The sequence below is a fragment of the Latilactobacillus sp. VITA-14 genome (genome assembly GCF_046580785.1).
Taxonomy (GTDB): Bacteria; Bacillota; Bacilli; order Lactobacillales; family Lactobacillaceae; genus Latilactobacillus; species Latilactobacillus curvatus.
The window spans coordinates 17,212-28,377 of the sequence record NZ_JBJKTM010000021.1 but is presented as its reverse complement, the minus strand read 5'-3'; the positions used below and the strand labels follow the sequence as shown (position 1 = coordinate 28,377).

General features: G+C 42.7%; 13 protein-coding genes and 3 pseudogenes. 12 read left to right on the top strand and 4 right to left on the bottom strand.

Annotated elements, in window-relative coordinates; all coding sequences use genetic code 11:
• Positions 1-138: pseudogene (locus ACF1X7_RS08450) on the top strand (IS30 family transposase); the annotation flags it as partial.
• A gap of 16 nt (positions 139-154) precedes the next feature.
• On the opposite strand, the gene ACF1X7_RS08445 reads toward ACF1X7_RS08450, so the two are convergent.
• Complete coding sequence (locus tag ACF1X7_RS08445) at positions 155-1,489, bottom strand: dihydrolipoyl dehydrogenase family protein (RefSeq protein WP_039098546.1); 1,335 nt, start codon at positions 1,487-1,489, stop codon at positions 155-157.
• Between the two features lie 157 nt (positions 1,490-1,646).
• On the opposite strand from ACF1X7_RS08445, the gene ACF1X7_RS08440 reads away from it, so the two are divergent.
• The 4 genes from ACF1X7_RS08440 (at position 1,647) to ACF1X7_RS08425 (ending at position 4,942) form a co-directional block, all read left to right on the top strand.
• Positions 1,647-2,585 (top strand): ABC transporter ATP-binding protein, encoded by a 939-nt coding sequence (locus ACF1X7_RS08440; protein WP_039098545.1) that lies wholly within the window; start codon positions 1,647-1,649, stop codon positions 2,583-2,585.
• Positions 2,586-2,587: 2 nt separating this feature from the next.
• A complete protein-coding gene (locus ACF1X7_RS08435; protein WP_039098544.1) occupies positions 2,588-4,111 on the top strand; it encodes an ABC transporter permease/substrate-binding protein in 1,524 nt (507 codons plus the stop codon).
• A 64-nt stretch (positions 4,112-4,175) separates the two neighbouring features.
• A complete protein-coding gene (locus ACF1X7_RS08430) occupies positions 4,176-4,808 on the top strand; it encodes a MerR family transcriptional regulator (RefSeq protein ID WP_411162668.1) in 633 nt (210 codons plus the stop codon).
• On the top strand, positions 4,730-4,942 hold the full coding sequence (locus ACF1X7_RS08425; protein WP_411162667.1) for a TipAS antibiotic-recognition domain-containing protein: 213 nt from the start codon (positions 4,730-4,732) through the stop codon (positions 4,940-4,942). Before ACF1X7_RS08430 ends, ACF1X7_RS08425 begins: the two co-directional genes overlap by 79 nt.
• Positions 4,943-4,973: 31 nt before the next feature.
• Here the strand turns inward: ACF1X7_RS08425 and ACF1X7_RS08420 are convergent, their stop codons facing one another.
• Positions 4,974-5,537 carry a sugar O-acetyltransferase gene (locus ACF1X7_RS08420; protein ID WP_069467832.1) on the bottom strand — a complete coding sequence of 188 codons (564 nt, stop codon included), beginning with the start codon at positions 5,535-5,537 and terminating at the stop codon, positions 4,974-4,976.
• A 134-nt stretch (positions 5,538-5,671) separates the two neighbouring features.
• On the opposite strand from ACF1X7_RS08420, the gene ACF1X7_RS08415 reads away from it, so the two are divergent.
• From ACF1X7_RS08415 to ACF1X7_RS08385, 7 genes and pseudogenes are all read left to right on the top strand, one after another.
• Positions 5,672-5,986, top strand: coding sequence for a TetR family transcriptional regulator (locus tag ACF1X7_RS08415; RefSeq protein ID WP_237023238.1), 315 nt, complete (start codon positions 5,672-5,674; stop codon positions 5,984-5,986).
• A 31-nt stretch (positions 5,987-6,017) separates the two neighbouring features.
• The gene (locus ACF1X7_RS08410; RefSeq protein ID WP_237023239.1) at positions 6,018-6,194 is read left to right on the top strand and encodes a TetR-like C-terminal domain-containing protein; all 177 of its coding nucleotides are present in this window, start codon (positions 6,018-6,020) and stop codon (positions 6,192-6,194) included.
• A gap of 96 nt (positions 6,195-6,290) precedes the next feature.
• Positions 6,291-7,220, top strand: a pseudogene (locus tag ACF1X7_RS08405) (DUF5692 family protein).
• A gap of 89 nt (positions 7,221-7,309) precedes the next feature.
• Entirely contained in the window at positions 7,310-7,921 is a 612-nt protein-coding gene (locus tag ACF1X7_RS08400; protein WP_069467834.1) for a histidine phosphatase family protein, read from the top strand.
• A 13-nt stretch (positions 7,922-7,934) separates the two neighbouring features.
• The gene (locus ACF1X7_RS08395) at positions 7,935-8,633 is read left to right on the top strand and encodes a sulfite exporter TauE/SafE family protein (RefSeq protein ID WP_411162666.1); all 699 of its coding nucleotides are present in this window, start codon (positions 7,935-7,937) and stop codon (positions 8,631-8,633) included.
• Positions 8,634-8,736: 103 nt separating this feature from the next.
• A complete protein-coding gene (locus tag ACF1X7_RS08390) occupies positions 8,737-9,357 on the top strand; it encodes an NAD(P)H-dependent oxidoreductase (RefSeq protein ID WP_411162665.1) in 621 nt (206 codons plus the stop codon).
• Between the two features lie 24 nt (positions 9,358-9,381).
• On the top strand, positions 9,382-10,071 hold the full coding sequence (locus tag ACF1X7_RS08385; RefSeq protein ID WP_056966174.1) for a DNA alkylation repair protein: 690 nt from the start codon (positions 9,382-9,384) through the stop codon (positions 10,069-10,071).
• A gap of 84 nt (positions 10,072-10,155) precedes the next feature.
• Here the strand turns inward: ACF1X7_RS08385 and ACF1X7_RS08380 are convergent.
• Both ACF1X7_RS08380 and ACF1X7_RS08375 read right to left on the bottom strand, forming a co-directional pair.
• A pseudogene (locus tag ACF1X7_RS08380) lies at positions 10,156-10,446 on the bottom strand (DUF1093 domain-containing protein); the annotation flags it as partial.
• Positions 10,447-10,653: 207 nt separating this feature from the next.
• Positions 10,654-11,166 carry a YbhB/YbcL family Raf kinase inhibitor-like protein gene (locus ACF1X7_RS08375; RefSeq protein WP_411162664.1) on the bottom strand — a complete coding sequence of 171 codons (513 nt, stop codon included), beginning with the start codon at positions 11,164-11,166 and terminating at the stop codon, positions 10,654-10,656.

The window sequence follows — 11,166 nt, the reverse complement described above, 5'->3', positions numbered from 1 at the left end:
TTCTTCCCGAAAAAGACCAATTTTAGCCAAGTAACGACTGATGAGATCCTAGCAGCACTTGAACTAATTAATCAACGACCATTAAAAATACATCATCAACAGACTGCCATTGAAAGATTCCGGGCTTGTTCGGATTAAACTTGTAATTTGCCCTTTAATAATAATATTTTAAATCACTCGCCGGGCTTGGGTAGTTATAGATGGTATCGGTGAGTTCCGTTGCGGTTGTCTGATGTTTAATCAGGTTGGTAAAGTAATTAATGAGTTCTTCAGCAATTGTGGTGTAAGCCGCAGCACCGACGAGTTGGTTAGTTTGATTGTCAAAAATGGTGATGACCATTGCGTCGGATTCTTGAATACGATTGAAGGTATACCAATTTGTGACGGTTTGTTGATTAATGCGGTATTGATTAGGAGCAGCTTGTGCAGTTGCAACAGAAACGCCTACTTGTGATATTTGTGGGCTTGCATATACCGTATGTGGAATGAGTGGGTAAGTAATGGGTGCTGTCTTTTTAGCGAGTAGTTGGTTGGCGACATAGCGGCCTTCAAAACCAGCAACTGGTGTTAATTTGGGTTGGACACGATCTACGACGTCACCAATGGCGAAGACGCGGGGATTACTACTCATTAAATGGTCATTGACTTGAATGCCATGCTGGTTCGCTGTTACCCCAGCTTTTTCCAATGCCAGTTGGTCGATATTGGGTTTGCGGCCCATTGCGGCAAAAGCGGCGTCGACTGTCAGTTTGAAATTAGCTTGATTACTGAGAGTTAGCTGATTGCTGGTTTGCGTAATTGTTGTGACGTCAGTGTCAAAATGAAAGTGAATGCCTTTTTCCTGAAGACTGGTGACGAGTTTATGTGTTAAAACTTTAGGGAAGTCGCGTAAAATATGCTCGTTATGTTGAATAATATGGACTTCTGCACCAGCAGTAACTGCAATATTTGCCAGTTCAATGGCGATATACCCGCCACCAATAAAGGCAACCTTTTCTGGTAAACGATCGAGGTCTAAAAATTCATTACTGGTTTGTAGTAAATCGTGACCCTCGATTGTAGGGAGCGTTGGTGTTTGACCGGTCGCAATGATGAAATGGTCGGCAGTATAAGTGTCACCATTAATCTGCAAGGTTTGAGTATCACTGAAGTGGGCGGTGCCCGTGACGGTTTGGATGCCGGCATGTTGTAGACCGTTGAGGGTACCAGTTGGGATTTGTTGCGTATAAGATCGCTTAAAGGCCATCAGTTCAGACCAGTTAATAGCGCTAGTTCCGACTAAGCCATTTGTTTGGAGCGCTTGTTGATTGTCGAGTGCTTCGACAGCTGAATAAAGCATTTTTTTAGGATCACAGCCACGGTTGGGGCAAGTGCCGCCCCATAAATCATTTTCAACGACTAAGACGGACTGTTGTTCAGCGAGACTGTAAGCCGCCGCTAAGCCGCCAGGACCGCCACCAATAATGATTGTATCAAAATGTGTTTGCATATTAAGACCTCCTCAGATTTCAATTCGGGTTCATCTTAGCATAGTCACAAAGCGAATCAAAAAAATTGGATTGGGTGTTTAAGCACGTCAATTGGTGGGCTGATTGCTAAGTGGTACAATAAGTTAACAAATCGTTAACCAGCAAAAGGAGTAGCACATGATTGAATTTGAAGGTGTCACTAAGCAGTATGAACAAAGCTTAGCATTAGATGGCTTGACGTTAACCATTCCAGACAATGGTCTATTTGTTTTGGTCGGACCGAGTGGTAGCGGAAAGACAACAACGGTTAAAATGATTAATCGGTTAATTGAACCAACGAGTGGCACAATTAAGATTGACGGCCAACCCATCAATCAAATGGATCTCCAAACGTTACGGCTCAATATTGGTTACGTTCTACAAAACATTGCGTTGTTTCCACATCTCACAATTGAGGAAAATATTACCATTCAATTAGAGGTATTGAAATGGACCAAAGCTGATCGTCAAAAACGTGCACGCGAACTTTTGGAAATGGTCCATTTAGATCCGGATCAGTATGCTAGCCGTTATCCAAGCGAATTATCAGGGGGACAGCAGCAGCGGATTGGGATTATTCGTGCGTTAGCAACTAGTCCTAAGGTGATTTTGATGGATGAACCCTTTAGTGCGCTTGATCCGGTGACCCGTACACAATTACAAGATCTCGTTTTGAGTTTACAAAAGCAGCTGCATAATACAATTGTATTTGTGACCCACGATATGAAAGAAGCGTTGCGCTTGGGTGATGAAATTGCGGTAATGCGCCAAGGCAGTATTCAGCAAGTCGGGACAGCAAAAGAGATTTTTAATCAACCAAAAAATGAATTTGTTCGCGAATTTTTTGACATTGAACGCCAACAAGCATCGTTGACAGTTCAAGATTTATTGGCGGCCGATTTAGGAACTGTTGTTAATAATCAGCCGACAACGATTACGTCCAGTGCAACATTAGCTGAATTAGCGCAACAATTAGTAGACCATCCAGATGGGGGCGTAGTTGCCACTGATGGTCAAGAACAACGGCAATTGACGATGACCGATTTAACAACGCTCATTGCGAAACGGGGGCTATAACGATGATGCAACAGATTGAACAAATTTTAACGACCCAATCCGGTGAGTTGCTACAAGCACTTGGGCAACATTTGGAGATTTCGTTATTGGCGTTATTAATTGCGGCGGCTATCGGGATTCCGTTGGCGATTGTTTTAACAGCTCATCAGAAATTAGCTGAAGCAATGCTGCAAGTCACAAGTGTCTTACAGACAATTCCGTCTTTGGCGCTCTTAGGATTATTGATCCCGCTTGTCGGAATTGGGACGATTCCGGCTGTGATTACGTTAGTACTTTATGCCTTAATGCCGATTTTTCAAAATACATACACTGGTTTGATCGGAATTGATCCAGCATTAAAAGAGGCAGAAATAGCCTTCGGGTTGCCGCGCGCTAAACGGCTACTACGGATTGAACTGCCACTTGCGATGCCGTTGATTATCTCGGGTTTGCGGATTGCACTCGTGATGATTATCGGGACAGCTACCTTGGCGGCCTTGATTGGCGCGGGCGGCCTCGGGACGTTTATTCTTGTTGGGATTCAGTCAAATAATAACGCACTATTACTGGTTGGAGCGACCCTTTCAGCGGTTTTAGCGTTAGTGGTCAGTGCATTAATTCGCTGGTTAGGGACATTATCCTTTAAAAAAATCACAGTCAGTTTAGCCATTTTTGTTGGCCTTTTCGGCGTGATCGAAGGAATGACACGGTTTCAAGCGCCGCAGACCACCATCACGATTGCTGGGAAATTGGGTAGTGAACCCGAAATCTTGATGAATATGTATCGTGATCTAATTTTAGAAGACCAGTCTAACTACAAAGTAACGATTAAACCCAATTTCGGTGGGACCACATTCTTATTTAACGCCTTGAAGGCTGATAAGATTGATATTTATCCTGAATTCACAGGAACGGTTTTACAAACGTTGGTGAAGTCGCCAACTAAGACAAACCAGAATCCAACTAAAACGTATCAACTTGCAAAAAAATCGCTACAAGAACAGTTCAATATGACGTACTTACCGCCAATGCGCTATCAAAACGGTTATGACTTGGCGGTTACTGCGGCCTTTGCCAAGAAATATAATGTCAAAACAATTTCGGATTTAGCCGCTTTGAATCAACCATTTACGGCCGGTTTTGATCCTGATTTTTATCACCAAAAAGATGGGTATCAAGGGTTAAAGGACACCTATCAATTAAATTTAAATGCTAAAATTATGGAGCCAAGTATTCGCTATAAAGCGATTGCGGACGGCAAGGTCGATGTGGTCGATGGTTATACAACCGATGCGGAAGTCGCACGGTACAAGCTAGTTGTTTTAGAAGATGATCGTCACTTCTTCCCGCCTTATCAAGGGGCACCGATTATGAAAGCCGGCTTTGCCAAAGCGCATCCGGAAGTCGTCAAAGCATTGAATCGCTTGGCAGGTCAGATTACTGAAAGCCAAATGCAAGAGATGAACTACCAAGTACAGGTCAAACACCGCAAAGCACGCGATGTGGCCCATGATTACTTGGTTAAACAGAAATTAATTAGTCACTAACGAACAATGCTTGACCTTCACGTCACGTCAGGCCTTATAGTGGGTTTTGAAGGAGGGAAGGCAAATGGATTATCAGATTAAAACTTTCGCTGAATTGACCGGGGTTTCTGAGCGTACGCTACGGTATTATCACGAGCGCGGTTTACTGGTGCCAGCGGTTGCTAGTAATGGTTATCGAACGTATTCGAGCCAGGATGCAGATCGACTGCAGTTAATCTTAATGTACCGTCAACTACAGTTTAGTCTGGCTGAGATTCAGCAGCTGTTGGCGTTACCACCGGCCGAGCGTCTGGAACGCTTAGCAAATCAGCGGGAACAACTGGTTAAACAACAAGCTGCGCTAATGGCAACGTTAGCACAGCTAGATGCGACCCTTCAAAATCAAACCGGAGGGATTCAAATGACAGATCAAACTAAATTCGAACAGTTTAAACAACAGGCGGTGGCTGAAAATGAGCAACGCTACGGGCAAGAAGTGACGACTAACTATGGGAAACAAGCCAAGCAAGAAGCCGATCAGCACTTTTTAGGGCTAAGTGAGGCCCAATATGCAACGATGCAGGCGGCTGAAGACCGATTGAAGACGGCATTACAAACTTACTTGGACCACAGCCGCAATTGCCATCAGAAGCGGCGCAAACAGCCTTTGAAGCCCATCAAACGTGGTTACAAACAGCGACTCCCCGGTATAGTCTAGCAATGCACCGCGGTTTAGCAGCCATGTATGTAGCAGATGAACGATTTACAGCATACTACACTAAGTTAATTGGAGATCAACGCGCAGCGGAGGCTTTACAAACGATTATTGAATATTATGCAATTGAAGCCTAAAAAAGGACTGACATTTGTCAGTCCTTTTTGATTATTTAGCGGGAATTTTCCGTAATACCCGTGCTGGATTACCAACTAAAATTACGTTATCCGGATAGGATTTGGTCACGACACTGCCGGCACCAACGACAACGTTATTGCCGAGCGTGATTCCTGGCAGAATTGTGACATTTGCACCGAGCCAGACGTGATTGCCGATAGTAATGGGACTAGAAATTTCTTTTTTTGTCGCACGTTCTAAAGGGTCAATTGGGTGGTAGGGGGTTAAGAGTGATACTCCTGGGCCAAATTTACAGTAGTCACCAATGGTGACTGGTGCTTCGTCACAAATAACGACGTTACGATTGGCGTAAAAATGATCGCCAATCGTAATGTTTTCACCGAAGCTAAATTCAAAACCGGTTTCGATGAAAAAGTCGCTACCGGTATGACCGAGTAATTTTTGGATAGTGGCCATCCGTGCATCGTTATCTAAGATTTGGCCGGATTTTTGTAAGGCAATGCGGGTTGCATCCCGTTTTTGAATAGTGACCGCTGAATCAAAGTACCATTCCCCGTTGGTCATCGCCCTAAAAGCGTTGTCAGTTTCGTGCATATTATAAGTCGCCTCCGTTAATTGTACTCTCTAACGATAGAACAATTTATCCTGGAGTGCAAATTGGGTTAGTGAGTGCAGTTCGGAACTATCTATGGGATGCTAATCATAGATAATTTTTGGAGGGCAATACGATGGATACCAAGCAAAAGCTAGCAGATACCTTAAAAGAATTGATGAAAACAACTCCGGTCGATCACATTACGGTCAATCAATTGACAAGCAGTGCTGACGTTGCGCGCAATACGTTTTATTACCATTTCGCCGATATTAATGAGTTGGTTGCTTGGATTTATAATCGTGAAATCGTTACGCAACTGGCAGTATATCAACGTGAACGCGATTGGGTCGTCGGTCTAGATGTCTTGGTAACTTATATTGAAAACAATCGGCATTTCTGTTTAAATACGTTTCATTCACTTAATCGAGATTTGCTAAGTCGCTTTTAACATAGTTGCAGGGGTTGTTCAAGATTTAAAGGTGGATTGTCCAGCGACTTTCCGAGATGAAATTGCCAATTTCTATGGTTGGGCATTGGCGACACAGATTACGCAATGGCTTGTAACAAATCTACAAGAATCTAAAGAGGAATTTTATCAGCGCATGCATCGCATGTTAAATGGTACTGTGAACCATGTTTTACAAAATAATCATTAAATTTGGACATTTACCCTGAATTGACCATACATAAACCGCCAGCTTGCAGTTAAAGTAAGAATGTAATTAGCAATTATTTCTTTGGAGGTGACTGATATGTTTTTATTTCAAAATATTTCAGGAATGGATTGGCTAGTTTGGGGACTAGTGGTTATTGCATTAATGGTTTTAAATGAGGCAGCCCGGGCTAACAAGTGGATTGGATTAATTCTCTTTGTTGGGTTGCCAGTCGTTTTAACGCTCTTTGTTTGGCCAACGACGGCTGGTCCTGGTAGCAGTACCGGGACTTGGTTCCACTGGGTTAAAGTGTACTCAGCATTAGCAGGTTGTTTAGGGTTTATGGCGCTGCGCTTTATCCCTAAGTTACAACATAACAAGTGAGCATTGATTTTCCCACCCGCAATTTTAGCGTTTAATATTATGGAAGCTGTGATTCGTGATTTTCAAGTTTCACACCTACATGGATTAGTCGACGGTGTGATCATGAATGGTGGCGCGTAGAATATCATGAATGGGATTGCTGGGATTATTAACATCATCACAATCTCAGGCTGGTTCGGCATTATTACCAGTCATGACAAACAAAAAGACATGATCTGGCCCGATCAAATCTGGCCTTGGATTATCGCCTATGATGTTTGGAACTTCGCCTATGTTTACAATTGTGTTGGTGATCACTCATTCTATGCGGGCGCTGCATTATTAATTTCATGTACATTAGCAGCATTCCTGGTTAAAAAAGGGAGCTGGCTCCAAGCATGTGCGCAAACATTGGCTTTTTGGATGATGTTTACAATGAGTTATCCCGCTTTTGTAACGGATTCACAATTTTCAGTGCAAGGTACGCACAGTAGTGCTGCTTTGATGACAATCAGTGGTTTAGCACTGGTCATTAATGTGGCAGTCTTAATTCTCCACATTTATCGTGTCATGAAGTATAAACGCAACATCCTAACTGACGAAGTCTATGCTGGTACAAAGGCCTATGACCAAGTCGTGGCAGAAAACACGTCGGAAGGTAAATAAAACGAGGCTCAATGAAGGCGCAGTTCAATTTGAACTGCGCCTTTTTTTGCATTTTATAGTATGATAGATCCTATAAAGGTGGGATCAACATGACAACTTTTTATTTTGTACGGCATGGTGAAACGATGGTTAATCGAGCACAGTGTTTCAATGGTGGTGGGACGAATTCAACATTAACTGAGGCGGGGCAAGCGGCTGCTAAACGACTAGGTAGTTTATTAGCGGACCAGTCTTTTGATGCGTTACTGACGTCACCATTAACACGTGCCGTTGAAACAATGGATGCGATAGTGTCGCAGACTAATCAATCACAACCGGCAATCATGGTCGTGGATGATTTAAAAGAAATGGCACTTGGTGATTGGGAAGGCCAACCTGGTGCTAGTTTGACGAACCATCCACAATATGAAAATTACTTCCATCATCCAGAGCTGTTTGATGCCAAACAGATTCACGCGGAGTCCTACCAGGCGGTCTTAGAACGTGGAATGCTCGCGATTAAGACTGCTCAAACGGCGTATCCTGATGGTGATGTATTAGTTGTTGCGCATGGGATTATTTTATTGTTTGTTATCAACACACTACTGGGGATTCCGTTTGAGGAAATTCGATCACAAAAAATGGTTGCTAATGCAAGTTTATCCGTACTAAAAAGTAATGGCACGCAGTTTGAAAAGGTTGTGTGGAACAAAACGGTTTAGGAAGGATTTCTGGATGACAATAATTATGATTCTTTTGATCGTTGCGTTGGGCGCTTTTACCAGAACGGTTTTTGGGTTTGGCGAGGCATTAGTAACGATGCCATTATTGGCCCTAATAGCGATTGATTTAAAAGCGGCAACGGCTTTGATTGGCGCGCTGGGACTAATTGTGGCGATTCCGGCTATGATTCGCCACCGCCAACAGATTGATATAGCGGTTGTCAGACGACTAGTGATTGGTTCATTATTGGGTGTGCCAGTCGGGATAGCGCTGATGACGTATGTGCCAACGACGATTGTGTTGAGAACGTTAGCTGGGTTTTTAATCCTTTATGGCAGCTATAATCGCTATCAGTTACACCGACATCACGTGCAGCAGCAACATTTACAGTCACATCATTGGGATTATTTAGCTGGGATAATATCAGGCGTGATGGGCAGTGCCTACAATAGTCATGGTGTGCCGGTGGTGATTTATGGGACATTAAAAAAATGGCCAGTAGCATCGTTAAGTAGCATTCTACAGGCCCATTTTATTTGTGTTGGGACAATCGTTGTAATCAGTCATATTTTAGCGGGCTTTTGGACCATCCAAGTATTGCAACTATTGGGACTTAGCTTACCATTATTGTTAGTTGTGATTCCGCTGGGCAATTGGGTGAGCACTCGAATTGATAGTCGAACGATGTGCGGTATATTTATGACTTATTAATCGTTTTTGGTTGTTTGTTGCTGTATAAAATGTTGTAAAAGGTCATTAATAGGTGGTTGGTTTATTAAGTGTATAAAGTTTAAATACTAAGGGGCGGAAATTAATGAGTAAAGTATTAGTTGTTAAGGCGCATCCACTTGCTACAGAACAGTCACGGACGTTAACGATTTTGGCGCAGTTCATGCAAGTTTATCAAAAACAAAATCCAGCTGATGAAATCAGTTGGTTGGACTTGTACCAATCTGACTTACCAGAAATTGATCAAGAACTAATGACGGCATGGGCGGCGTTAAAAGAAGGGCAAGCTATGGCCACCTTAAGCGCTAGTCAGCAAGAGAAGGTCGCTCGGTTTAATCGCTATACCGACCAGTTCTTAGCAACCGATAAGTTTGTGATTGTTAATCCGCTTTGGAATTTAAATGTACCGACGAAACTTAAAGCGTGGATTGACACAGTGATGGTGGCTGGAAAAACATTTAGACATACTGAAACAGCTCCGCAGCCCTTAGTAACTGGAAAAAAAGCAGTTCATATTCAGTCAGCCGGAAGCGTTTATGCTGGCCAAGATTTTGCAACACAATACATTAAAACAATCCTTGGCTTTGCCGGTGTTAACGAAGTCATTAAAATTAATATTGAAGGAATTGATCATTCGCCAGAAAAAGCTAACGTGATCATGCAGGAAGCTATTGAAACAGCTAAACAAACGGCACAAGTTTTTTAGAGGCGATATAGTGGAGGGATAACCATGGATTTTGAATTACCGATATATCCAGAAAATCAGGCGGCAATGAAGAAATACATGCAGAGTCAATTTGAATTTAACGGTGTTAAAGCACCGGACCGCCATTTAATTGAACGCGAATTGTGGCAGTCTGTGAAACAATTGTCACCAGCAGAAATAATGCAGTTCATTGAGACTTTATATGCTCAACCAACGCGTGAGTATCAATATGTTGCCATCGAGATGGCATTGCGTTCAGTACGTTGGTGGGAACCGGCTGATATGGAACATTTATTAACGTTGGTGTTGGAAAAAGTTTGGTGGGACAGCATCGATGCTTGGCGAAAAGTATTTGGAGAGTACATCAGACTGCATCCTGAACAGTTTGATTGGGTTGCACAGCATTTTATAGGTGCTGAGAATTTCTGGCTGCGCCGGATTGCGATTACGCTACAACTCAGTTTTTACGAAAAAACGAATGTGGCGTTTTTGGAAGAAGCCATTCTGGCAGATATTGACACAGATGAGTTCTTTATCCAAAAAGCAATTGGCTGGGCTTTACGTAACTATAGTAAGGAAAATCCTGAGTGGGTGATGACGTTTGTTGAAGAACACGAACTAACAATCTTCGCCCAACGTGAAGCCTTAAAGAAAATCAAACAAAACAAAATGTTTCACAGGAAACATACAAAAAGCAGCACCCATGATAACTAATCAAGGGTACTGCTTTTTAATAACTTAATTTAAGAGGGTAACAGCTAATAACAAGTATTAATGGTACTAGGATAAGCTAATTTATTATTTATCTAAACCCGCCAGAACTTTAGCCGGAATTTGATTCTTGGACACAGTATTAGGCCCTTTTAAGACGCGTTTTGAATTAAATTCAACTTTGACATAGCTGTTGGGAGTGAGTGGCGTTGGATTTTCGCCAGTAACTTCGACAGGGACCACTTGGTGGCTACCATCTTCTTTCACCACATTTAGTTGGTAGTGATAGCTATACATATTAGTCACTGTTTTACCTGAATCATCTTTGGTGGCTTCTTTAGCTGGAGATTGAGCAGCAACTTTGGCGTAGCCTACTTCGCCGACATACGTATTTTTGTATTAACGGTAGCCAGCAAATCCGACGATGATGAGGGCGATTATCGCAATAATGCTAATTGTTTTTTTTCATTGAATGAGAACTCCTTATTCCGAATTGATAAAGTTATCATACGATGTTAAGCGTAAAAAAGCGACGATTTTAAGATCAGATGACAAAAGTGTTAGCCGAGTTAAGGCCATTGTCACCTAATGTTTAAATTGGCGGTATTGTGCTTCTAAAATAGCGCTATCTAAGATGTGACCGCGCATTGCCGCTGTCATTTGATTTAGGTAAAAGCCAGGCTGTAAATCGAGCGTGGTATCAAGTGCAAATACTTTAAGTGTATAAGTGTGATCGCGGTTAGGGGGTGTCATCCCGCCGTAGCAAGCACTTGCTTCTGTTGATAAATGGTCTGTTTTGGGACTGTGCCAAGTATTAACACCTTGGATGAAATCGGGCGCTTGTTGGCTAGCATTAGCCGCGACAGTGGTCGTTTTTAAATTGGCAAGTGTCCAGTGAATCCAAGGAAACCCTTGCGTCACTTCGTAGGCATCTAGATCGTAGAAAACGGCAGCATAACTGACTGTATCGCTAGGTGCGTCTTGAATGTCAAACGGAATGGAATAAGTTGGCACACCTTCCGCGTTAAATTGAGTGCCATGACTGCCGTAGAGGTCGTCGAAGTAGCCGTGATGAATGCCAGAACTGATAATTTGCAT